Consider the following 23,496-nt stretch of genomic DNA (forward strand, 5'->3'; position numbering starts at 1 on the left):
ACGGCTGGCCGGCAGCGGCCAACGGCGGCTCCCCGGGACTCGACGGCAATGGCCCAACCCTGCACACGCGATGCACTCCGCAGACGGACGATGGCGGCATGGCGATGGCTGTGCCGGGCCGCCCTGCGGCGGCTTCGAGCTGCGCAATCTAGCAAAGCCGCCGCGGGGTCGCCATCGGCGGCGGCAGGCGCGGCGCGCCCAGCACGGCGGCGCGGCGGCGGCGATCGATGCCGCGCCGGGGCCGGCCATCGCCGCTACCGGGGCGAGGTCGGTGGCCAGGCACCTGCGGGCCGTGCGCACGGGCCGGCGACAGGGGCCGCCGGCAGCCACGCGTGGCCCCGTCCTGCCGGCCAGCCGGGCCCGCTAGATCACCCGCAGCGTGATCGCCTTGAGCACGGCGCGGGTGCGGTCGCGGGTGCCGAGCTTGTCGAGGATGGCCGAGACGTAGTTCTTCACCGTGCCCTCGGCCAGGAACAGCGAGCGCGCGATCTCCTTGTTGGAATAGCCGCCGGCGAGCAGGCGCAGGATCGCCACCTCCTTCTCGCTGAAGGTGTCGCGCGGGGCGTCCTGGTCGCGGTACTGGTAGCGCGCGCGCACCGGGTCGGTGCTGACCGGCTGCAGCAAGGTGGCGCCGGCGGCGACGCGCTCGATCGCCTCGCGCAGGTCCTCCGGCGCGGCGTCCTTGAGCAGGAAGCCCTGGGCGCCGGCCTCGGTCGCGCGCAGCAGCAGGTCGGCCTCGTCGAAGGTGGTCAGCAGCAGCACCGGGGTACCGTCGCCGCGCGCGCGCAGCGCGGCCAGCGCGGCGATGCCGTCCATGCCGGGCATGCGGATGTCGCTGAGCACCACGTCCACCGGGGTTTCGGGCAGGCGCGCGAGCAACTGCTCGCCGTCCTCGGCCTCGAACGCCACCACGATGCCCTGGTGCTCGAGCAGCGCGCGCAGGCCCGCGCGCACCAGGGCCTGGTCGTCGACCAGGGCCACGCGCGGGGGTGGCGCGGCGCTCATGCCGGCAGGCTCGCGTCGATGACCAGGTGCCCGGCCGGGGCGATCGCCAGCCGCAGCTCGCCGCGCGCGGCGACGAGGCGCTCGCGCATGCCGGCCAGACCGCTGCCCTCGCGCAGCGGCACGCGCACGCGCCCGTCGTCCTCGATGTGCAGGCGCAACCCGGCGGGCCCGCGGGCCAGGTGCACGTCGAGCACGCGCGCGTGGCTGTGGCGGGCGGCGTTGGTCAGCGCCTCCTGCACCACGCGCAGCACGGTCTCGGCCTGCGCCGGGTCGGCCACCTGCACGCCGGGGTCGATGCGCAGGTGCAACACCGGCTGCGGCAGCGGCACGGCCAGCGCGCGGATCGCGGTCTCCAGGTCGAGCCCGCGGCTGTCGCGCAGCGTGCGCACCACGCCGCGCAGGTCGTCGAGCAGCTCGCCGGCCAGCTGCCCGGCGACGCGCAGGCCCGGCCGCGCCGCCAGCGCCGGATCGTCGGCCAGCGCGCGCAGGTTGAGCTTGAGTGCGGTGAGCTTGTGCCCGGCCACGTCGTGCAGCTCGCGCGCCACGCGCAGGCGCTCGGCGTCGCGGGCGCTTTCGGCCAGCAGCGCGCGCGTGGCCAGCAGGTCGGCATTGACCCGGACCAGCGCGTCGCGGGCCTGCTCGGCGCTGCGTGCGTAGTGCACGCACAGGCCGGCGAACACCTGGAAGCTGGCGTTGATCAGCATCACCACGAACGGGTTGTCGAAGCCGGCGTGGCGCAGGATCAGCCAGAACGCCGCGTCGGCCAGCAGCGCGGCGGAGACGATGAGGCGCGTCGGCCACAGGCCGATGCCGACCGCCACCCAGATCACCAGCAGCACCGGGGCCACGCCGGGGCGCGGGTCGAGCGCGATCAGCGCCAACGCGAGCAGCGGCATCGGCGTGGTCGCCAGCCACATGCGCCAGTCGCGGCAGCCCGACAGCACGGCGAACATGAACAGGGCGGTGAACGTGCCCAGCAGGGTCCAGCCGGCGGTACGCTGGGCCGAATCGACGTACTGCATCGCCAGCGCCACCGCGCCGAGCGTGAACAGCCCGGCCAGGGTCAGCGGTTGCAGCAAGCGGCGCGGGATCCCGTGCATGCCGCCATGCTGCGCAGCGCGCGCAGCAATGGCAATGGATGCGACGCCGAAAGTGACTTCCGGCAGGGCGCGGCGATGACGGTCGGCACCTGACGATGGGGACCCGCCGGCGGATGCTGGCCATCGTCCTGCCGCCCTGCCCCGCCCGGCCCATGATCCTGCCCCCCGCATGCCCGCCCCGCCCCGCTGCCGCCGTGGCCTCGCCCGGTCATCGGCTGGCGACCTGGCTCGCCTCGTCCGGGTTGATCCTGGCCGCATACGTGGCCTGCGACCTGCTGCACGAAGGCGCGCACCTGGCCGCGGCGCGCTGGCTGCCGCTGGGCGTGCGCACGGTGATGATCTCGACCGTGGCCACCTCCAGCTTCGGCAGCAGCCGGCTCGTGGCCGCCGCCGGGCCGGCCTTCAACCTGCTGCTCGGCGCGTTCCTGGCCGCGGCGCGGTGGCGCCGGCCGGGACCGGGCGTGCGGGTGTTCTGCTGGCTGTTCGGCACGCTCAACCTGTTCGGCGCGACCGCCTACCTGGCATGGTCGGGCCTGACCGGCACGGGCGATGGCGCGGTGGCGCTTTCCGCGTTGCCGGCAGGCCTGTGGCGGCCGCTGGCCGTTGGCGGTGGCGCGGCGGCCTACTTCGGCGCCGTGCGCCTGGCGGCCCGGCAACTGCAGGCCCTGGAGGGCGCCGCGGTGATCGCCCCGGCACGGGCCCGCTGGCTGTGCACGCGCGCCTACTGGGGCGGCGGCGCGCTGCTGGTGCTCGCGGCCGCCTTCAACCCGATCAGCCCGTGGCTTGTCCTCACTTCGGGGGCGACGACCGGGTTCGGCTCGATGCTGGGCCTGGTGTGGATCGCACGCCGGGGTCCTGCCCCGGGCGCGGGCACCGCCGCGGACGCGTTCCGGCCCGGGGCCGGCTGGGCGGCACTGGGCTGGAGCAGTGCCTGGGTCTTCGTATTCGTGTTCGGTCCGGGGGTTTTCCTATGAAGCTCGATCTGCCGCAACTGCTGTTCTTCGTGGCCTGTGCCGCGTGGTGGGCCACGGAGCTGTTCCTCAACCATCGCCGCCGCAGCCAGGACGGGGCCTCGCGCGATGCCGGCACGCTGAAACTGCTGTGGACGGTGCTGTACACGGCGATCTTCGTCGCGGTGGTGCTGTCGTCGCTGGGCATCGGCCGGCTGCCGGCCGCCTGGCGCGTACCGCTGCTGTGGACCGGCACGGCGACGATCGCGGCCGGCCTGGCGTTCCGCAGCTGGGCGATCGCCGTGCTGGGGCGCCAGTTCACCGTGGACGTGGGCATCCAGCCCGGCCACGCGCTGATCCAGTCCGGCCCGTACCGCTGGCTGCGCCATCCCTCCTACACCGGCGCGCTGGCGTGCTTCCTCGGCCTGGGCATCGGCCTGTGCGACTGGGCCTCGCTGGCGGTGATCGCCGTCGCGGTCACCGCCGCGTTCGCGCGCCGCATCCGGGTGGAGGAGGCGGTGCTGGCACAGGCCTTCGGCGCGCGCTGGGACGCCCACGCACACCGCACCTGGCGCCTGCTGCCGTTCGTCTGGTGACCGACGCCCCGGCCCAGGCACGCCTTCCACGCCCGACACGGAGAACGCCGCGATGTATCTCGACCTCACCCTGGCCATCGTCCACCACCTGCTGATCCTGCTGCTGGCCGCCACGCTGGCGGCCGAATGGGCCGTGCTGCGCGCGCCGGTGCAGGGGCCGGCCATCGCCCGCCTGGCCGCGCTCGATGCCGGGTACGGGGCCAGCGCGCTGCTGGTCCTGGCGGTGGGCGCGCTGCGCGTGGCGTACGGCATGAAGGGGCCGCACTACTACCTGCACAACCCGTGGTTCTGGACCAAGCTCGGCGCGTTCGCCGAGCTCGGCCTGGCCTCGATCCCGCCCACGCTGGCGTTCCTGCGCTGGCGCCGGCAGCAGCGCCGGCAACCGGACTTCGCAGTGCCGGCCGCGCAGGTGCGCCCGTTGCGCCGCCTGCTGGGCCTGGAGCTGGTGCTGCTGGCCGCGGTGTTCGCGGCGGCGGCCGCGATGGCGCGCTTCGGCCTGTTCTGAAGCGCTCCCGGCCACAATTGGTCTGTCCAATTACCGAGAAACAGGCCCGGATATCGATGGTCTAATTGACCGGATCGCCCGAAACCCCCTCTAATCCACGCCCTCGACGCAATCCGATTCCGGAAATTGGACAGACCAATGGCCGGGAAGGCTCCGGATCCCCGGACCGGTTGCGCGCATCGCCGGTCCGCCGCCCCGTCCGGGCGCGGCGGGCCCACATTCGCTCCCGGAGGACGGTGGACATGCAACAAGCCTGGCAACAGCTGTACGACCCCGCTGGCAACCTGTGGGTTTCCAGCCTGATCGCGCTGCTCCCGATCGCGTTCTTCTTCGTCGCCCTGGCGGTGCTGCGGATGAAGGGCTGGCTGGCCGGCACGCTCACCGTGGTCATCGCCCTGGCGGTGGCGCTGTTCTTCTACCGCATGCCGGTGGACCGGGCGCTGGCCTCGGCGGTATACGGCTTCTTCTACGGGCTGTGGCCGATCGCCTGGATCATCGTCGGCGCCGTGTTCCTGTACAAGGTCTCGGTCAGGACCGGCCAGTTCGACATCATCCGCTCCTCGATCCTGTCGGTGACCGAGGACCAGCGCCTGCAGATGCTGCTGGTGGGCTTCTCCTTCGGCGCGTTCCTGGAAGGCGCGGCCGGCTTCGGCGCGCCGGTGGCGATCACCGCCGCGCTGCTGGTCGGGCTGGGCTTCCGCCCGCTGTACGCGGCCGGGCTGTGCCTGATCGTCAACACCGCGCCGGTGGCGTTCGGCGCGCTGGGCATCCCGATCATCGTCGCCGGCCAGGTCACCGGGCTGGACGCCTTCGACATCGGCGCGATGGCCGGCCGCCAGCTGCCGTTCCTGGTGCCGATCGTGCTGTTCTGGATCATGGCGATCATGGACGGCTGGCGCGGCGTCAAGCAGACCTGGCCGGCGGTGCTGGTGGCCGGCGGCTCGTTCGCCCTGTCGCAGTACCTGACCTCCAACTTCATCGGCCCGGAGCTGCCGGACATCACCTCCTCGCTGGTGTCGCTGGTGTGCCTGACCGCGTTCCTGAAGGTATGGAAGCCCAGGCACATCTTCCGCTTCGCCCCGGAGCCGGGCGAGGCGGTACCGGCCCAGGCCGCCGCCGCGGTGGCCGGTGCCGGGCGCAAGTACAGCTTCGGCCAGGTGCTGAAGGCGTGGTCGCCGTTCCTGGTGCTGACGGTGATGGTCACGCTGTGGAGCATCAAGCCGTTCAAGGCGCTGTTCGGCAAGGACGGCCCGCTGGCCGGCTGGGTGCTGAGCCTGCCGGTGCCGCACCTGGACAAGCTGGTGCAGAAGATGCCGCCGGTGGTGCCCGAGGCCGTGCCCTACGATGCGGTCTACAAGTTCGACTGGTTCTCGGCCACCGGCACCGCGATCCTGATCGCGGCGATCATCGCCATCGCCCTGCTGAAGATGAAGCCCCGGGCCGCGGTGGCCACCTTCGGCGAGACGCTCAACGAGCTGAAGCTGCCGATCTACTCCATCGGCATGGTGCTGGCGTTCGCCTTCATCGCCAACTACTCCGGGCTGTCGGCGACGCTGGCGCTGGCGCTGGCCCACACCGGCCACGCGTTCACGTTCTTCTCGCCGTTCCTGGGCTGGCTGGGCGTGTTCCTGACCGGCTCGGACACCTCGGCCAACGCCCTGTTCTCGGCGCTGCAGGCCACCACCGCCCAGCAGATCGGCGTGCCCGAGGTGCTGCTGGTGGCGGCCAACACCACCGGCGGCGTGACCGGCAAGATGATCTCGCCGCAGTCCATCGCCGTGGCCTGCGCCGCGGTCGGCCTGGTCGGCAAGGAGTCGGACCTGCTGCGCTTCACCCTCAAGCACAGCCTGGCCTTCACCGTGATGGTGGGCATCATCGTCACCCTGCAGGCCTACGTGCTGCCGTGGATGATTCCCTGAGCCGATGAACGGCCACGACACGCCGTCGCCGGCACCGGGCCGCCATGCCGGCCCGGGCCTGGCGCGGGACAATGGCGGGATGAAGCCATCCCGCCTTTCCGACCGCGTGGCGCTGCAGCTGCGCGCACTGATCGCCGACGCCCGGTTGCAGCCGGGCGAGCGCCTGCCGGCCGAACGGGCGCTGGCGCAGCAGCTCGGCGTGTCCCGCACCTCGCTGCGCGAGGCCATCGCCCAGCTGGCCAGCCAGGGTCTGCTGGTGGCCCGCGTCGGCGGCGGCACCTACGTCCACGAGCCGGCGCAGGCGGTGGTCGAGCCGCTGGCGCCCTACCTGCCGTTGTTCCAGGGCGATCCGGAGTACCGCTTCGACGTGCTGGAAATCCGCCATGCGCTGGAAGGCGCCACCGCCTGGCACGCCGCGCTGCGCGCCACCGACGCCGACCGCGCGCGCATCGCCGCGGCCCACGAGGCGTTGCAGGCGGCCCACGGCAAGAACGACCCGGCCGGCGAGGCCCATGCCGATGCCGCCTTCCACCTGTCCATCGCCGAGGCCTCGCACAACCTGGTCCTGCTGCAGGTGATGCGCGGGCTGTTCGGGCTGCTGCAGACCAACATCTCGCAGAGCCGCGAGAAGCTCTACCTGTCGCCGCGCACGTCCGAGCCCCTGTCGGCACAGCACCGCGAACTGCTGGAGGCCGTGCTCGCCGGCGATCCCGAGCGTGCGCGCGCCGCCGCGCACGACCACCTGGAATTCGTGCACACCTCGCTGCGCACGCTCGACGAGGACGACGCGCGCCGCGCACGCGCATCGCGCCTCCCCCCCCCCCAGAGCCGACACCCATGATCATCTCCGCTTCCACCGATTACCGCGCGGCCGCCGAACGCCGGCTGCCGCCGTTCCTGTTCCACTACATCGACGGCGGCGCCTACGCCGAGCACACCCTGAAGCGCAACGTCGCCGACCTGGAGGACATCGCGCTGCGCCAGCGCATCCTGCGCGACATGACCGCGCTGGACCTGTCCACCGAGCTGTTCGGCGAGAAGCTGGCCATCCCCGCCGCGCTGGGCCCGGTCGGGCTGACCGGCATGTACGCGCGCCGCGGCGAGGTGCAGGCCGCGCGCGCGGCGGCCGCGCGCGGCATCCCCTTCACCCTGTCCACCGTGTCGGTGTGCCCGATCGAGGAAGTGGTGCCGGCCATCGACCGGCCGATGTGGTTCCAGCTGTACGTGCTCAAGGACCGCGGCTTCATGCGCAACGCGCTCGAGCGCGCCCAGGCCGCCGGCTGTTCCACCCTGGTGTTCACCGTGGACATGCCCACCCCCGGCGCGCGCTACCGCGACGCGCACTCGGCCATGAGCGGCCCGCACGCGCCGCTGCGCCGCGCCTGGCAGGCCGCCACCCATCCGCGCTGGAGCTGGGACGTGGGCCTGTGGGGGCGCCCGCACGACCTGGGCAACATCTCCGCCTACCGCGGCCGGCCGACCGGGCTGGAGGACTACATCGGCTGGCTGGCGGCCAACTTCGACCCGTCGATCTCGTGGAAGGACCTGGAATGGATCCGCGAGTTCTGGAAGGGCCCGATGGTGATCAAGGGCATCCTCGACCCGGACGACGCGCGCGACGCGGTGCGCTTCGGCGCCGACGGCATCGTGGTCTCCAACCACGGCGGGCGCCAGCTCGACGGCGTGCTGTCCACCGCGCGCGCGCTGCCGCCGATCGCCGATGCGGTCAAGGGCGACATCAAGGTGCTGGTCGATTCGGGCATCCGCACCGGCCTGGACATCGTGCGCATGATCGCCCTGGGCGCCGACGCGGTGCTGCTCGGCCGCGCCTGGGTGTACGCGCTGGGCGCGGCCGGCCAGGCCGGCGTGGAGAACGTGCTGTCGCTGATGGAGAAGGAGATGCGCGTGGCGATGACCCTGACCGGCGCCAAGACCGTCGCCGGGATCACCCGCGACTCGCTCACCGGCCTCACCCGCGAGGCCATGGCCTCGCCGGCGCAGGCCACCGGCACGGACTGAGCCGGTACGCCCGGCTTCCGTCCCGTGGCCGTGCCGGGGACGGCGCGGCGCGGGCCGCGGGGGCGCCGGCCGTGCGCGCCGCGCCTCCGGTCACTGCGTTTGCCACGCGCCGGCACGCCCGCGCCACGGCCGGCGGATCCGGCATCCGCCGCGATCGCACCGCCCCGGTCATGGCCGGCCTCCGGGCCGGCCGCCCGCGAAGGCCGGCGACGCCACGGAAGGACGCAGCCCCGTCCCCGCCGCAACGCCGATAATCACCGTCGAACCGCCTGGAGACACCGCCATGTCCGCCCTCCCCGTTTCCGCCGACACCCTGCTGCAGCGCCTGCGCGATGCCGTCGGCGCCGGCCACGTGCTCACCGGCGAGGAAGCCACCCGCCGCTACCGCAAGGGCTACCGCTTCGGCGAGGGCCCGGTGCTGGCGGTGGTGGTGCCCGGCACCCTGGTGGAGATGTGGCGCGCGCTGCAGGCCATCGTCGCGGCCGGGCGCATCGTCATCATGCAGGCGGCCAACACCGGCCTGACCGGCGGCTCCACCCCGGACGGCGACGCCTACGACCGCGAGGTCGTGCTGGTCTCCACCCGCCGCCTGGCCGGCGTGCAGCTGATCCACGACGGCCGCCAGGTGGTATGCCTGCCCGGCGCCACCCTGGACCGGCTCGAGCAGGCGCTGCACCCGCTGGGCCGCGAGCCGCACTCGGTGATCGGCTCCTCGTGCATCGGCGCCTCGGTGCTGGGCGGGATCTGCAACAACTCCGGCGGCGCGCTGGTGCGGCGCGGCCCGGCCTACACCCAGCTGGCGCTGTACGCCCAGCTCGGCGAGGACGGCGTGCTGCGGCTGGTCAATCACCTGGGCATCGCGCTGGGCCAGGAACCCGAGCAGATCCTCGCCCGGCTGCAGGCCGGCGACTACGCCGAGGCCGACATCCACGACGATCCGCAGCGCGCGGCCTCCGACCCGTACTACGCCCAGCACGTGCGCGAGGTCGATGCGCCCACCCCTGCGCGCTACAACGCCGATCCGGTGCGCCTGTACGAGGCCGCCGGCTCGGCCGGGCGGCTGGCGGTGTTCGCGGTGCGGCTGGACACCTTCGCGCGCGAGGACGCGGCGGTGTTCTACATCGGCAGCAACGACCCGGACGATCTCACCGAGATCCGCCGCTACATGCTCACCGCCTTCGACGAGCTGCCGATCAGCGGCGAGTACATCCACCGCGATGCCTACGACATCGGCGAGAAGTACGGCAAGGACACCTTCCTGCTGATCGACCGCTTCGGCACCGACCGGGTGCCGGCCGCGTTCGCGCTCAAGAGCCGCATCGACGGCTTGTTCGAGCGGCTCGGCCTGCGCGGGGTCACCGACCGCGCCATTCAGGCGCTGATGGCACTGCTGCCCAGCCACCTGCCGGCGCGCATGCGCCAGTTCCGCGACCGCTACGAGCACCACCTGCTGCTCAAGGTCGGCACGAAGATGGCCCCGGCCACCGAGGTGTTCCTCAAGCAGCACTTCACCGCCTCCACCACCGGCGGCTGGTTCAAGTGCGACGCCGAGGAGGGCCGCAAGGCGTTCCTGCACCGCTTCGCGGTGGCCGGCGCGGCGGTGCGCTACCGCGAGGTGCATCGCCGCGAGGTGGAGGACATCGTCGCCCTGGACGTGGCGCTGCGCCGCAACGACCGCGACTGGGTGGAGACGCTGCCGGCCGACATCGAGGACACGCTGGTGGTCAAGCTCTACTACGGCCACTTCTTCTGCCACGTGTTCCACCAGGACTACGCGGTCAAAAAGGGCCTCAACCCGCTGGCGATCGAGCACGCAATGTGGGCGCTGCTGGACAGGCGCGGGGCCGAGTACCCGGCCGAGCACAACGTCGGCCACCTGTACAAGGCCAAGCCGGCGCTGGAAGCGTTCTACCGCCAGCTCGACCCGACCAACGGCTTCAATCCCGGCATCGGCCAGACCCCGCGCGGGGTGCGCTGGAGCGACTGCGACTGCGGCGGGCACTGAGCCCGCCAGCCGTCCGGGATCGCCGCGCTCAGCCCGGCACCGCCAGCGGCGCGGTGCCCAGCGCCGCCGCCAGGGCCTGCAGCGAAGCGATCGTCGCCGCATCCAGCTCGATCGCCGCGGCATGCCGGGCGCGGTTGCCGGCCTCGTACTCGCCCGGGTACTGCACGGCGGCGAAGCCGGGCGCCGGCGGGCAGCCGTGCAGGTAGTCGATGTAGGCCGCGGCCTCGCGCTCGAGCCAGGCCGGATCGGCCAGCTGCGCCGGGTCGATCACCAGCGCGAACAGGTTGTTGGTGGCCACGGTGGCGCCGTGCTGGTGCTCGGGGGTGACCGTGCCGCCGCCGCTGAGCAGGCCGGCCAGCAGCTCGGTGACCAGGCCCAGGCCGTAGCCCTTGTGGCCGCCGAACGGCAGCAGCGCACCGGGCGGTTCGGCTTCCATCACCCGCCCGTCGGTGGTCGGCCGCCCCTGCGCATCGACCAGCGCGCCGGCCGGTACCGGCTCGCCGGCGGCGGCGAGCACGCGCACCCGGTTCATCGCGATCTGGCTGGTGGCCATGTCCAGCACCAGCGGTTCGCGCCCGGGCAACGGCAGGGCGAAGCACATCGGGTTGGTGGTGAGCCGCGCCTGGCGCCCGCCGAACGGGGCGACCATCGCCGGACGGCCGATGACATTGGTCCAGGCCAGCAGCGCCAGGCCGCCGGCCGCGGCCTGCTCGCCGTAGCTGCCCATGCGCCCGAGGTGGTGGACGTGGCGCAGGGTCAGCACGCAGCTGCCGCGGGCCCGCGCCCGTGCCATCGCCGCGGCCACCACGGCCTTGCCGACGTGCTGGCCGAAGCCCAGCGCCCCGTCCCAGGCCATCAGCATGCCGTCGTCGCGCAGCAGCCGCGCCTGCGCATTGGGTACCAGGTGGCCGTCGGCGATGGCCTGGCGGTAGCGCGGCAGGATCGACAGGCCATGGCTGGCGTAGCCGGCCTGGTCGGCGCCGACCAGGTGGGTGGCGACGTCCTCGGCGATGGCCGGCTCGACCTGCAGGGCGGCAAGCTGGGCACGGCAGAAGTCGAGGGCGGCCGGGAGCGGGATGTTCATGCGGCTCTCCTGGGACAGACGGGATCGGGCCATGCCGCAGCGCAGCATGGGATGGTCACACGATCGCCCATCGGCGCCGCGCCGGCGTTGATCCGGATCACGCTCAGGGCCGCGGCAGCACCTGCCGCAGCGTGGCGATGCCGTCCCACGGATCGCGCCGCAACCGCGCCGCGCGCTGCAGCGCCCTGTCCAGCGGGAACGCCTGCGGCGAATCGATCTTCGCCAGCTCCTCCCAGCGCAGCGGCACGGCCACGGTGGCGTGCTCGCGCGCGCGCAGCGACCAGTTGCACACGCTGGTGTTGCCGCGGCCGTTGCGCAGCCAGTCCACGAAGATCACCCCGTCGCGCCGGGCCTTGCTCATGGTGGCGATGTAGCGTTGCGGCGCCTGCGCGGCCAGGGCATGGGCGAAGGCGTCGCAGAAATCGCGCGCCTGGTCCCAGCCGGCCTGCGCCAGCAGCGGCACCACCACGTGCAGGCCCTTGCCGCCGGACAGGCGCACGAAGCTCTCCAGGCCGGTCTCGCGCAGGCGCGCGCGGATCTCGCGCGCGGCCTGCTTGACGGCATCCCAGGCCACGCCGGGGCCCGGATCGAGGTCGAACACCAGCCGGTCCGGATGCTCGGGATCGTCCACCGTCGCCCCCCACGGATGCAGCTCCAGCGTGTTCATCTGCACCAGCTCGAGCAGGCCCTCCACATCCTCGATGTACAGGTAGTCCTCCACCCCGCTCTTCTGCCGCAGCGGGATGGCGTGCACGTGCGCGCCCAGGCCTTCGGCATGGTGCTTCTGGAAGAAGCACTGGCCGCCGTAGCCGTCCGGGCAGCGCAGCAGCGACAACGGCCGCCGCACCACCTCCGGCAGCAGCCAGCGCGCCACCTGGCGGTAGTAGTCGGCCACCTGCGCCTTGGTGATGCCCGAGGCCGGGTAGACCACGCGCTCGGGATGGGTGATGGCGACATCGTCGGTGGCCACGGCGGCGGCTCCTGGGGTGCGGGATCGGGACGGGCGCCGCGGCGGCGGGTCGGCCGGCGCCGCGGCCTGCGGCACCGGCGGATCGGTATCGGTGGAGGCCAGCTCGGCCACGTCCTTGTCCGGGCGCAGGCGCTTGAAGCTGGCCTGGCGCAGCAGCCCTTCCTTGGCCCAGCCGCGGAACGCCACCTCCACCACCAGCTGCGGCCGCACCCAGTGCACGCTGCGCGCGGAGAACGGCACCTGCGGCGGCAGGTCGACCTGCGCCTGCGCGGTGGCCAGCGCGCGCAGGCGCGTGGACAGCTGCGCCAGCGTGGCCTCGTCGAAGCCGCTGCCGACCCGGCCCACGTACTGCAGCGCGCCGTCGCGCAGGCGCGCCAGCAGCAGCGAGCCGAAGCCGCTGCGCGCGCCCTTGGGATCGGTGTAGCCGACCACGGCGAACTCGTCGCCCTCGCCGCGCTTGATCTTCAGCCAGTCGCCGTCGCGGCCGCTGCCGTAGGGCGCATCGACGCGCTTGCTGACGATGCCCTCGTAGCCCTTGGCCGCCGCCGCGGCGTAGACCTCGCGGCCATGGCCGATGACGTGGTCGCTGTAGGCCAGCACGCCCGGGCCGGGGCCGAGCAGTGCCTGCAGCAGCTGCTTGCGCTGCAGCAGCGGGGTGCGCCGCAGGTCGACCCCGGCCACGCCGAGCAGGTCGAACACCACGTAGCGCAACGGCTGGCGCGCGCTGCCCTCCAGCACCGCCTGCAGCGCGGAGAAGTCGCTGCGCGCATCGGCGTCGAGTACCACCAGCTCGCCGTCCAGGCGCACGTCGTCCACCGGCAGCGCCGCCACCGCCTCGGCCACCGCCGGCACCTTCGCGGTCCAGTCCAGGTCGTTGCGCGAGCGCAGCCGCAGCGTGCCGTCGACGCGGTCGGCCAGCAGCCGGTAGCCGTCCCACTTGATCTCGTTGAGCCAGCCCTCGCCTTCCGGCGCCTGCGGCACCAGCGTGCACAGCTGCGGCGCCAGCCCGGCCGGGCACGGCGCGGCGCGGGCGCCGTCCAGCGCGAGGGCCTGCGCATGCCAGTCCTGGCGGGCGCGTACCGCGCTTGCGCCGGCGATGGTCTTCTTCGCGGCGGTCCGTTTCGCCGTCCTTGCCACGGCCTTCGATGCGGGCTTCGCCGCCGCCGGGGTCCCTGTCGTCTTCCTTGCCGCGGGCCTGGCCCGGGCCGGTGCCGCGGGCGGATCGGCCGCGGCCCCCGCACGGCGGGCCCGCGTCGCCGGCCGGCGTGGCGTGGCCGCCGGCGGATCGTCCACCAGGTCGTCGGCCTCCCGGTCGGCGGCGTAGGCGTCGTGGCGCTTGATCAGCAGCCATTGCGGCTGGCGGCCGGACATGTGGGTACGCACCAGGGTCCAGGCGCCGCGCAGCTTGTCACCGTGCAGTTCGAAATCGAGCTTGCCGGCGGCCAGCGCCGCCAGCGGGTCGCCATCGCACGACCAGGTGCCGTGGTCGAACACGTCGACGTGGCCGGCACCGTACTGCCCGGCCGGGATGTCGCCGTGGAAGGTGGCATAGCCCAGCGGATGGTCCTCCACCTGCACCGCCAGGCGCCTGTCGCCGGGGCGCAGCGACGGCCCCTTGGGCACCGCCCAGCTCTTGAGCACGCCACCGGCCTCCAGGCGGAAGTCGTAGTGGCGGGTACTGGCGTGGTGCAGCTGCACCACGAAGATCGGCACGTGCCCGCCCGTGCGCGGCGGCGCCGATGCGGCCGGCTCCGGGGTCCGGTCGAAGCGGCGTTTGCGGACGTAATCGCGCAGCGACATGCGCGCCTCAGCCGGTCTTGCGGCGGCCGGCCGCCTTCCTGGCCGGGGCGGGCGCCGCCCTGGCGGATTTGCCCGCGGCCTTGGCGGCGGCCTTGGCGGCCTTCTTCGCCGGCGACTTGCGCGCCGGGGCCCTGGCCGCCTTCGCCGCCGGGGTCTTCTTCACCACCGCGCGCGCGGCGGTCTTGCGGGCCGGGGTGCGCTTGTTCGCGTCCAGGCTCTTGCGCAGCAGCGACATGAAATCGACCACGTTGGTGGCCGCGTCGGCCGGGGTGGCCGGGGCTTCCTCCACCGCGGCGGTGCCGCCCTTGGCCTCGATGCGCTGGCGCAGCAGGGCCTCCAGGCGCTCGCGGAACTCGTCGTGGTAGCTGTCCGGGGCCCAGTCCCCGGCCATGGAATCGATCAGCTGCTGCGCCATCTGCCGCTCCCTGGCGCTGATGCGGTAGTCCGCGTCGGTGCCGGCGGGCAGGGCGTAGTCGGCCGGGTCGATCAGTTCCTGCGGCCAGCGCAGCAGCACCAGCACCAGCGCGTCCTCGTGCGGCATCACCGCCGCCAGGTACTCGCGGGTGCGGATGACCACCCGGGCGATGCCGATGCGGTCGCTGGCGCGCAGCGTCTCGCGCAGCAGCACGTAGCCCTTCTCGGCCTTGCGCGCCGGCACCAGCACGTAGGGTTTCTCGAAGTAGCGCGGATCCACCGCGGCGGCGGCGACGAAGGCCTCGACCGCCACCGTCTCGCGGCCCTGCGGCTGGGCGGCGCGGATCTCGTCCTCGTCGAGCACCACGTAGCTGCCCTTGTCGTACTCGAAGGCCTTGACCACGTCCTTCCACGGCACTTCCTCGCCGGTCTCGGCGTTGACCCGCTCGTAGCGGATGCGCTGGTTGTCGCGCGCATCGAGCATGCGGAACTGCGGATCGAGCTGGCGCTCGCCGGGCATCAGCGCGACCGGGATGTTGAGCAGGCCGAACCCGAGCGTGCCCGACCAGATCGGCCGCGCCATCAGGACAGGCTCCCGTGCACCGCGGCGGCGGGCATGTGGTCCAGCGCGCGCCAGGCATCCTCGACCACCGGCCGCGCGCGCGCCCAGGCCAGGTGCGATTCGCCGCGCACCTGCTCCCAGTGCGCGGCCAGCGCCGCCTGGGCCTCGGTATCCTCGCGCGGCCAGTCGTCGGCATGGGTGGCGCGGGCGAAGGCGTAGGCCGGGCGCAGGTCGCGCCAGGGCGGACCGCCGCGGGCGCGGCGGCGGGCGTAATCGGCCAGCATCCACTGGTCGTAGTCCTGCGCGATCGCCCCGGCGCCGCGCTCGCGCAGCTGGCGGCGACGGCACCCGCGCGGCGGCAGGGGTTCGAGATGGCACTGCAGCAGCGAGCGGTCGGGGCGGCGTTCGAGCGGCGTCATGGCGGCATCCCGGGCAAGGGTCGGACCGGCAGCACTAGCGCGCCTCCCGTTACTCCGGCGTGAGCGCGCGGCGTTCGCGGCTGCTTCACCGCCATCGCGCTGCAATCGTCCTTCCAGAGAGCCTGTGGAGATGCCTGCCATGCCACGCGATCCGTTCCGAGAAAACCAGCCGGCACTGCCCGGCGAGCAGCGCGGCAAGCACGACGCCGACGAGAACGACGAGCGCGGCGCCGGCCGCGAACCGGACGAGCTGGTGCCCAGCCCGAGCGATGCGGACGATCCCGCGACGCTGCCGGTGCCGGACAGCCTGCCGGTGGCGGAACCGCCGGCGCACGGCACCCGCGGCCACGCCGGCCGCGATCGCAAGGACCCGCCGGACACGCCCGCGCGCCGCACGCCGGAAAGCGAGTCCGAGCGCCACGAACGCAAGCGCCGCGAAAGCGACAACCAGGACGAGGCGCTGGAGGAGACCTTCCCGGCCAGCGACCCGGTATCGCCGTTCGTGCCGGCCAAGGTGCCGGATTGAACGCCGGCGGGCGGCCGCGTGCCGCCGTGGCGGCAGGATCGCACCGCGCCTAGTTCGGATGACCGCGCAAGGGTGCGCCCAGGGCGGGCGTGCCTTGCGCGCATTTCCCCCGCGCAAGCGGCGGCTATACCCGGCCCGCCTGCTGCAGCGCCGCGTACTCGGCGTCGGTGAACAGGTGCGAGCGCACCAGGAAGCGCACGCCTTCGCCGTTCTCCAGCGAGAACATGCCGCCGCGGCCCTCGACCACGTCGATGATCAGCTGGGTGTGCTTCCAGTATTCGAACTGCGAGGGGCTGATGTAGAACTCCGCGCCGCCGATCTGCCCCAGCAGTACGTCGCGGTCGCCGACGATGAAGTCGCCGACCGGGAAGCACATCGGCGAGGAGCCGTCGCAGCAGCCGCCGGACTGGTGGAACAGCAGCTCGCCGTGCTTGGCGCGCAGGCGTTCGATCAGCTGCAGCGCGGCGAGCGTGGCGGTCACCTGCGGCGGGGGCGCGGCGCCGGACGATGCGAGGGTCATGCCGCCTCCGGGGTAGGGCGGCCGGTCCGCGGGGACCGGCCGCAAGGGACGGACGTCCGCCGGCCCGCGGCCGGCGGGCGAGGGCCGGGTCAGGCCGCCAGGTCGAGCACGATGCGGCCCTCGATCTGGCCCTTGTGCATGCGCTCGAACACCGCGTTGATGTTCTCCAGCCTGTCGGTGGCGACGGTGGCGTGGACCTGGCCGCGCTGGGCGAAATCCAGCGATTCCTGCAGGTCCAGGCGGGTGCCGACGATCGAGCCGCGCACGGTGATGCCGTTGAGCACCAGGCCGAAGATGTCCAGCGGGAAGCTGCCCGGCGGCAGGCCGTTGAGCGCCACCGTGCCGCCGCGGCGGACCGTGCCGATCGCCTGGTCGAAGGCCTTGGGCGAGACCGCGGTGACCAGGGCGCCGTGGGCGCCGCCGATCTCCTTCTTCAGGTAGGCCGCCGGGTCGGTGGTCCGGGCGTTGACGGTGACCGCCGCGCCGAGCTTCTCGGCCAGGCGCAGCTTGGCGTCGTCCACGTCGACGGCGGCCACGTTCAGGCCCATCGCCTTGGCGTACTGCACCGCCATGTGGCCCAGGCCGCCGATGCCGGAGATCACCACCCACTCGCCGGGGCGGGTGTTGGTCATCTTCAGGCCCTTGTACACGGTCACGCCGGCGCACAGCACCGGGGCGATCTCGACGAAGCCCACGTCCTTGGGCAGGTGGCCGACGTAGTCGGCATCGGCAATGGCGTATTCGGCGAAGCCGCCGTTGACCGAGTAGCCGGTGTTCTGCTGCTGCTCGCACAGCGTCTCCCAGCCGCCCAGGCAGTGGTCGCAATGGCCGCAGGCCGAATACAGCCACGGGATGCCGACGCGGTCGCCCTCCTTGACGTAGGTGACGCCCTCGCCGACGGCGACGACGTGGCCCACGCCCTCGTGGCCGGGGATGAACGGCGGATGCGGCTTGACCGGCCAGTCGCCGTCGGCGGCGTGCAGGTCGGTGTGGCAGACGCCGCAGGCCTCGATCTTGACCAGCAGTTCGCCGGCCTTGGGGCGGGGCACCTCCACTTCCTCGATCACCAGCGGCTTGCCGAATTCGCGCACCACGGCGGCCTTCATCGTCTTTTGCATGGCGGTATCTCCTTTCGAAGGAATGCAACCAGCGGGGGAGGCGGCAGCGTCGGCGATCGCCGCCAGCGCCGCTTTGCGCAGGATCAATCGCTCCGGTTCATTGCAGGTGGTGGCTCGGCGCCAGCCGGTATACCGGCGTGTCCAGGCCCTCGTAGCGCGCCTTGAGCTGCAGCGCCAGGTACAGCGAGTAGTGCCGCGACTGGTGCAGGTTGCCGCCGTGGAACCACAGGTTGTCCTGCCGGGTGGGCTTCCACATGTTGCGCAGCTCGCCTTCCCACGGGCCCGGGTCCTTGGTGGTGCCCGAGCCGTAGCCCCAGCATTTGCCCACCCTGTCGGCCACGTCCTGGCTGATCAGCTTCGCCGCCCAGCCGTTCATCGAACCGTAGCCGGTGGCGTAGACGATCAGGTCGGCCGGCAGGCGCGAGCCGTCGTTGAGCACCACCGCGTCGGGCTCGATGTGGTCCACGCCCAGGCCCGGCGCGCTCCTGAGGGCGATGGTGCCGTCGGCGATCAGCTCGGAGGCGCCGACGTCGATGTAGTAGCCCGAGGCGCGGCGCAGGTACTTCATGAACAACCCGGTGTCGTCGTCGCCGAAGTCGAGCATGAAGCCGGCCTGCTCCAGCCGCGCGTAGAAGTCGGCGTCGCGGCGGCGCACCTCGTCGAAGGCGGGACGGTGGAACTGCGGCATCACCTTGTACGGGATCGAGGCGAAGATCAGGTCGGCCTTGTCGGTGGTGATGCCGTTCTCCACCGCCTCCTCCGAGTACAGCGGCCCCAGCACCACCTCCATCAGCGTTTCCGAGCGCACGATGTGGGTGGGCGAGCGCTGCACCATGGTCACCTGCGCGCCGTGCTCGACCAGGTCGGCGCAGATGTCGTGGGCCGAGTTGTTGGCGCCGATCACCACCGCGCGCTTGCCGCGCCAGGCATCGCCGCCGGGATGCTGGCTGGAGTGGTGCTGCTGGCCGGCGAAGCTCTCCGCACCGGGGTACTTCGGCACGTTGGCCACGCCGGACATGCCGGTGGCCAGGACCAGCTGCACCGGATGCAGCTGCACCGGCTCGCCGTCGCGCAGCACCGTCACGTTCCAGTGGCCGGCGGCTTCATCAAAGTCGGCCTTGACGCACTCGGTGCGATTCCAGACGTTGAGCTCCATCGCCTTGGCGTACATCTCCAGCCAGTCGCCGATCTGGTCCTTGGGGGTGAACACCGGCCAGTGCTCGGGGAAGGGCAGGTAGGGCATGTGGTCGTACCAGACCGGGTCGTGCAGGCACAGCGACTTGTAGCGCCCGCGCCACTGGTCGCCCGGGCGCTCGGCCTTGTCCACGATCAGCGTCGGCACGCCCAGGCGCCTGAGCCGCGCGCCCAGCCCCAGTCCGCCCTGGCCGCTGCCGACGATCAGGCAGTACGGCTGCTCGGTGATGCCGAGCGTGGCCTCCTCGTCGCGGCGGCGCTCGGCCCAGTTGCGCTTGTCGGCATGGCCATGGCCGTGCTGCGCGCCGAGCGGGCGGCGGCGCCCACGCGGTTCCTCGAAGCCCTTGAGCTCGCGCATGCTGGTCAGCAGCGTCCAGCACAGCCCGTCCTTGAGGCGCACGTAGCCCTTGCCGCGCGCGACCGCGGTCTCCAGGCTGATCCAGCCCTCGACCACGCCGTCGGCGGCGCCGGCCTCGCCCTCCACCTGCCAATGCGAGGGATCGGTGTCCTGCAGCCGCGCCTCGAGCAGGTCGCGGATCTCGCCCTTGCCCTCGGCGGTGACGATGTTCCAGCTGAACAGCACCAGGTCGCGCCAGTGGCAGTCCTCGGCGAAGCAGGCCAGGGCGGCGTCGATGTCGCGCCGCGCCAGCGCGTCGGCGAAGCCGGCCAGCCAGTGGCGCAGGGTGTCGGTCGGCGCGTCGCTGCGGGCGACGCTGGCGGAGAGGGTTTCTTCGGTGACGGCCATGCGGTGTTTCCTCGCTGCAAGCTTGCGGATGGGGAGGGCGGGCAGCGGCGATCGAGCCGCCTGCCTGCCGGGCACCGACGCGTCCTGGGGGAGGGAGGTGCGCCCGGGCCCCGCCGCCGACCGCGGCGGGGCGACCGTGGCCGGCGTCAGAAGAAGCCGAGTTTCTTGGGCGAATAGCTCACCAGCAGGTTCTTGGTCTGCTGGTAGTGGTCGAGCATCATCTTGTGGTTCTCGCGGCCGATGCCCGACTGCTTGTAGCCGCCGAACGCGGCATGCGCCGGGTAGGCGTGGTAGCAGTTGGTCCACACCCGCCCGGCCTGGATGCCGCGGCCCATGCGGTACAGCCGGTTGACGTCGCGGCTCCACACGCCCGCGCCCAGGCCGTAGAGCGTGTCGTTGGCGATGGACAGCGCTTCCTCCTCGGTCTCGAAGGTGGTCACCGACACCACCGGGCCGAAGATCTCCTCCTGGAAGATGCGCATCTTGTTGTTGCCCTTGAACACCGTCGGCTTGACGTAGAAACCGCCGGACAGCTCGCCCGGCAGCCGGTTCTGCTCGCCGCCGATCAGCACCTGGGCGCCTTCCTGCTTGCCGATGTCGATGTAGCTGAGGATCTTCTCCAGCTGCTCGGAGGAGGCCTGGGCGCCGATCATGGTGTTCGGGTCGAGCGGGTTGCCCTGCTTGATCGCCGCCACCCGCTGCAGCGCGCGCTCCATGAAGCGCTCGTAGATCGAGGCGTGGATCAGCGCGCGCGAGGGACAGGTGCAGACCTCGCCCTGGTTGAAGGCGAACAGCACGAAGCCCTCGATCGCCTTGTCGAGGAAGTCGTCGTCCTCGGCCATCACGTCGGCGAAGAAGATGTTGGGCGACTTGCCGCCCAGCTCCAGGGTCACCGGGATCAGGTTCTGGCTGGCGTACTGCATGATCAGCCGGCCGGTGGTGGTCTCGCCGGTGAAAGCGATCTTGGCGATGCGCGGGTTGGACGCCAGCGGCTTGCCGCACTCCAGGCCGAAGCCGTTCACCACGTTGAGCACGCCGGCGGGCAGCAGGTCGCCGATCACCTCCAGCAGCACCATGATCGAGGCCGGGGTCTGCTCGGCCGGCTTGAGCACCACGCAGTTGCCGGCGGCCAGCGCCGGCGCCAGCTTCCAGCACGCCATCAGCAGCGGGAAGTTCCACGGGATGATCTGGCCGACCACGCCGAGCGGTTCGTGGAAGTGGTAGGCGATGGTGTCGTGGTCGATCTCGGAGATGCCGCCTTCCTGGGTGCGCACGGCGCTGGCGAAGTAGCGGAAGTGGTCCGCGCACAGCGGCACGTCGGCATTGAGCGTCTCGCGGATCGGCTTGCCGTTGTCCCAGGTCTCGGCGTAGGCCAGCAGCTCCAGGTTCTGCTCGATGCGGTCGGCGATCTTCAGCAGCACCGCAGCGCGCTCGCCGGCGCTGGTGGCGGCCCAGGCCGCCTTGGCCGCGTGCGCGGCATCCAGCGCCGCCTCCACGTCGTCGGCGTTGGAACGCGCCACCGTGGTGAAGACCTTGCCGGTGATCGGCGTGGTGTTCTCGAAGTACTGGCCGCTGCGCGGCTCCGCCCACTTGCCGCCGATGAAGTTGCCGTAGCGCGGCTTGAAGATGGCATCGGGATCGGTGGCGTAGGCCTTGGCGGAAGTGACGGCGTTCATGGCGGGATGTCTCCGGGGTGAAGGGATCGTGTCCCCTGGCATCCGCAAGGGCGATGCCAGATCCGGGCTGTTGCGCCGCGTCAGCCGACGCCGCCGCGCCGGGGCTCGCCCCGGGCGCCGGATGTGCTGCGGCGCGCAACGTCTGGTCGTTGCAAGCGCCGCGCAGGTGTGCTGTCTATCGGGACACCCCCTGCAACAGCTGTCGCAGATTGCGACACAGGAGCCCTCCGATGGCCCAGCCGTCACTGCCCCTGCGCATGGACCGGGCACGGCGCGCGTTCTTCGAGCGCGGCGCGTTGCCCGTGGGCGACATTCCCGAGATCGTGCTGCAGTCCTGGCGCCGCTGCCGCCACCAGGGCGTGCCGCTGGACACCGCCACGGAACTGGAACCGCTGCCCGCCACGCGCCTGCGCGAGATGCGCGAGCGCCACGAGCGGCTGTGGCGCCTGGCGCGCCCGGAACTGGACGCGCTGGCCCCGGCCACCGCCGCGGCCGGCAGCATCGTGCTGCTCACCGACGCGGAGGGCTGGGTGCTCGACGCCGAGGGCAATCCCGCCTTCCTGGACAAGGCCGGGCGGGTGGCGCTGATGCCCGGCGTGTGCTGGAACGAGGCGCGCGTGGGCACCAATGCGATCGGCACCGCGATCGTGGAGGGCCGCACGGTGGAGGTGCGCGGCGGCGAGCACTACTCGGCCCCGCACGGCATCCTCAGCTGCGCGGCCACGCCGATCTTCGATCCGTACGGGCGGCTGGCCGGCGTGCTGGACATCTCCGGCGAGGCCGGCGCCCCGCACCGCCACGCGCCCGGGCTGGCCAAGATGGCGGTGGCCGGCATCGAGCACCGCTGGTTCGACGAGGGCATCCCCGGCTGCGAGCTGCTGCGCCTGCACCACGACCCGGCCCTGCTCGGCACCGCGCGCGAGGGCCTGCTGGCATTCCGCGACGGTCGCCTGGTGGCGGCCAACCGCATCGGCCTGAAGCTGTTCGGCCTGGACCGCGCCGAGCTCGGCCGCGCCCCCTACGAGGCCCTGTTCGACGCGCCGCTGGCGCGGTTGCGCGACGAGGGCGTGCTGCAGGACCGGCAGGGGCGGGTACTGTTCGGCCACGTGGATGCCGCCCGCGACGCGGTGTCGATCCGCATCCGTCCTTCCGGCCCGGGACGGCCCGGGACGGCGGCCCGCGCCATGCCCGCCGCCGGCACCGGCGAGGCGCACGCCCCGCGCCTGGACCCGCTGCGCCAGGGCCTGCTCGAACGCGCCCGGCGCGTGCTCGATGCCGGCCTGCCGGTGCTGGTGCAGGGCGCGACCGGGACCGGCAAGGAAGTGTTCGCGCATGCCCTGCACCGGTGTTGCGCCCGTGCCGCCAAGCCATTCGTCGCGGTCAACTGCGCCGCCCTGCCGGAAGGCCTGATCGAGGCCGAGCTGTTCGGCTACGAGGAAGGCGCCTTCACCGGTGCGCGGCGCCAGGGCAGCGCCGGCCTGCTGCGCCAGGCCGAGGGCGGCGTGCTGTTCCTGGACGAGATCGGCGACATGCCGCTGGCGCTGCAGCCGCGCCTGCTGCGCGTGCTGCAGGAACGCGAACTGGTGCCGCTCGGCGGCGGCAAGCCGGTGAAGCTGGATTTCGCCCTGGTCTGCGCCACCCATCGCGACCTGGACGGCGCCATTGCCGAGGGCCGCTTCCGCGCCGACCTGTACTACCGCATCGCCCACCACGTCGCCCGCCTGCCGTCGCTGCGCGAGCAGCCCGACCGTGCCGCGCTGGTGCACCAGCTCTGGGACCGGGCAGGGCAGGGCCGGCGCCTGCGCGAGGACACCCTCGCGGCGCTGGCCGCCTACGACTGGCCCGGCAACCTGCGCCAGCTCGATGCCTGCCTGCGCACCCTGGTGGCACTGAGCGAACCCGGCGACGTCCTCGGCCCCGACGCCCTGCCGGAATACGTGCACCATGCGGTCCCGGCCGCCGCCGGGACTCCCGCGACCCCGCCGGCCGGCGACCTGCAGTCGCTGACGAAAGCCGCCATGCGCCAGGCGCTGGACGCCTGCAACGGCAACGTCAGCCGCGCCGCCCGCCGCCTGGGCATCAGCCGCAGCACCCTGTACCGGCGATTGGGTACCGACGGGCGTTGACCCGCGACCGGTCGCGCGCACGCGGCCGGGCGCGATGGCCGGGCAACGAAGGGCCCGACCCGACGCGGGCGCAGGCCTGCGCGACATCCCGAGGAACGGCATCCGGAGCGGGCCGCCCACGACCGGTTCGAGGAAGCCCGGTGCCCGCCGCCAGTAACGCCGCGCGCATGAAAGGCCGTGGGCCGGACGGCCGGCAGCAGGTCCATCAGCGCATTGGTCTGAGAGTCGTCGTCGTCCCTCCTG

19 protein-coding genes are annotated in these 23,496 nt (G+C 72.7%); 9 read left to right on the top strand and 10 right to left on the bottom strand.

Annotated elements, in window-relative coordinates; translation table 11 throughout:
- Positions 1–363 precede the first annotated feature (363 nt).
- Together BN3794_RS15175 and BN3794_RS15180 are read right to left on the bottom strand one after the other, a co-directional pair.
- Positions 364–1,005 carry a response regulator transcription factor gene (locus BN3794_RS15175; protein ID WP_066098629.1) on the bottom strand — a complete coding sequence of 214 codons (642 nt, stop codon included), beginning with the start codon at positions 1,003–1,005 and terminating at the stop codon, positions 364–366.
- Positions 1,002–2,105: a sensor histidine kinase gene (locus BN3794_RS15180; RefSeq protein WP_066098631.1), complete on the bottom strand. Its 1,104-nt coding sequence runs from the start codon at positions 2,103–2,105 to the stop codon at positions 1,002–1,004. Before BN3794_RS15180 ends, BN3794_RS15175 begins: the two co-directional genes overlap by 4 nt.
- Positions 2,106–2,299: 194 nt before the next feature.
- On the opposite strand from BN3794_RS15180, the gene BN3794_RS15185 reads away from it, so the two are divergent.
- From BN3794_RS15185 to dld, 7 genes are all read left to right on the top strand, one after another.
- Positions 2,300–3,079, top strand: a complete 780-nt coding sequence (locus tag BN3794_RS15185) for a hypothetical protein (RefSeq protein ID WP_147675806.1) — start codon at positions 2,300–2,302, stop codon at positions 3,077–3,079.
- A complete protein-coding gene (locus BN3794_RS15190; RefSeq protein WP_066098636.1) occupies positions 3,076–3,651 on the top strand; it encodes a methyltransferase family protein in 576 nt (191 codons plus the stop codon). The genes BN3794_RS15185 and BN3794_RS15190 overlap by 4 nt, the downstream gene beginning before the upstream one ends.
- A gap of 52 nt (positions 3,652–3,703) precedes the next feature.
- On the top strand, positions 3,704–4,156 hold the full coding sequence (locus BN3794_RS15195) for a DUF2214 family protein (protein ID WP_066098638.1): 453 nt from the start codon (positions 3,704–3,706) through the stop codon (positions 4,154–4,156).
- Between the two features lie 242 nt (positions 4,157–4,398).
- Positions 4,399–6,075 (top strand): L-lactate permease, encoded by a 1,677-nt coding sequence (lldP, locus tag BN3794_RS15200; protein ID WP_066098641.1) that lies wholly within the window; start codon positions 4,399–4,401, stop codon positions 6,073–6,075.
- A 79-nt stretch (positions 6,076–6,154) separates the two neighbouring features.
- Positions 6,155–6,916, top strand: coding sequence for a transcriptional regulator LldR (gene lldR, locus BN3794_RS15205; protein WP_066098985.1), 762 nt, complete (start codon positions 6,155–6,157; stop codon positions 6,914–6,916).
- Positions 6,913–8,094, top strand: a complete 1,182-nt coding sequence (gene lldD / locus BN3794_RS15210; RefSeq protein ID WP_066098643.1) for an FMN-dependent L-lactate dehydrogenase LldD — start codon at positions 6,913–6,915, stop codon at positions 8,092–8,094. Before lldR ends, lldD begins: the two co-directional genes overlap by 4 nt.
- 283 nt (positions 8,095–8,377) lie before the next feature.
- Positions 8,378–10,099 carry a D-lactate dehydrogenase gene (dld, locus tag BN3794_RS15215; protein WP_066098646.1) on the top strand — a complete coding sequence of 574 codons (1,722 nt, stop codon included), beginning with the start codon at positions 8,378–8,380 and terminating at the stop codon, positions 10,097–10,099.
- A gap of 28 nt (positions 10,100–10,127) precedes the next feature.
- On the opposite strand, the gene BN3794_RS15220 is transcribed toward dld, so the two are convergent.
- The 4 genes from BN3794_RS15220 to BN3794_RS15235 all read right to left on the bottom strand — a co-directional run bounded on the left by BN3794_RS15220 (position 10,128) and on the right by BN3794_RS15235 (position 15,348).
- Positions 10,128–11,183: an Ldh family oxidoreductase gene (locus BN3794_RS15220; protein WP_066098649.1), complete on the bottom strand. Its 1,056-nt coding sequence runs from the start codon at positions 11,181–11,183 to the stop codon at positions 10,128–10,130.
- Between the two features lie 103 nt (positions 11,184–11,286).
- Positions 11,287–13,953 (bottom strand): DNA ligase D, encoded by a 2,667-nt coding sequence (ligD, locus tag BN3794_RS15225; protein ID WP_066098651.1) that lies wholly within the window; start codon positions 13,951–13,953, stop codon positions 11,287–11,289.
- Positions 13,954–13,960: 7 nt separating this feature from the next.
- Positions 13,961–14,950, bottom strand: coding sequence for a non-homologous end joining protein Ku (ku, locus tag BN3794_RS15230; protein ID WP_066098653.1), 990 nt, complete (start codon positions 14,948–14,950; stop codon positions 13,961–13,963).
- A complete protein-coding gene (locus BN3794_RS15235; RefSeq protein ID WP_066098655.1) occupies positions 14,950–15,348 on the bottom strand; it encodes a hypothetical protein in 399 nt (132 codons plus the stop codon). The genes ku and BN3794_RS15235 overlap by 1 nt, the downstream gene beginning before the upstream one ends.
- A gap of 139 nt (positions 15,349–15,487) precedes the next feature.
- On the opposite strand from BN3794_RS15235, the gene BN3794_RS15240 reads away from it, so the two are divergent.
- Positions 15,488–15,874, top strand: a complete 387-nt coding sequence (locus BN3794_RS15240) for a hypothetical protein (protein WP_078059806.1) — start codon at positions 15,488–15,490, stop codon at positions 15,872–15,874.
- Positions 15,875–15,998: 124 nt separating this feature from the next.
- On the opposite strand, the gene BN3794_RS15245 is transcribed toward BN3794_RS15240, so the two are convergent.
- From BN3794_RS15245 to adh, 4 genes are all read right to left on the bottom strand, one after another.
- Entirely contained in the window at positions 15,999–16,394 is a 396-nt protein-coding gene (locus tag BN3794_RS15245) for a DUF779 domain-containing protein (protein ID WP_066098659.1), read from the bottom strand.
- Between the two features lie 89 nt (positions 16,395–16,483).
- On the bottom strand, positions 16,484–17,512 hold the full coding sequence (gene adhP / locus BN3794_RS15250; RefSeq protein ID WP_066098661.1) for an alcohol dehydrogenase AdhP: 1,029 nt from the start codon (positions 17,510–17,512) through the stop codon (positions 16,484–16,486).
- Positions 17,513–17,609: 97 nt separating this feature from the next.
- Positions 17,610–19,451, bottom strand: a complete 1,842-nt coding sequence (locus BN3794_RS15255; protein WP_066098663.1) for an NAD(P)/FAD-dependent oxidoreductase — start codon at positions 19,449–19,451, stop codon at positions 17,610–17,612.
- 146 nt (positions 19,452–19,597) lie between these two features.
- A complete protein-coding gene (gene adh, locus BN3794_RS15260) occupies positions 19,598–21,127 on the bottom strand; it encodes an aldehyde dehydrogenase (protein WP_066098665.1) in 1,530 nt (509 codons plus the stop codon).
- A 230-nt stretch (positions 21,128–21,357) separates the two neighbouring features.
- Between adh and BN3794_RS15265 the strand changes: the two genes are divergently transcribed.
- The gene (locus BN3794_RS15265; protein WP_066098667.1) at positions 21,358–23,253 is read left to right on the top strand and encodes a sigma-54-dependent Fis family transcriptional regulator; all 1,896 of its coding nucleotides are present in this window, start codon (positions 21,358–21,360) and stop codon (positions 23,251–23,253) included.
- The last annotated feature ends 243 nt before the right edge of the window (positions 23,254–23,496 follow it).

The sequence above is a fragment of the Xanthomonas massiliensis genome (genome assembly GCF_900018785.1).
Classification (GTDB): Bacteria; Pseudomonadota; Gammaproteobacteria; order Xanthomonadales; family Xanthomonadaceae; genus Xanthomonas_B; species Xanthomonas_B massiliensis.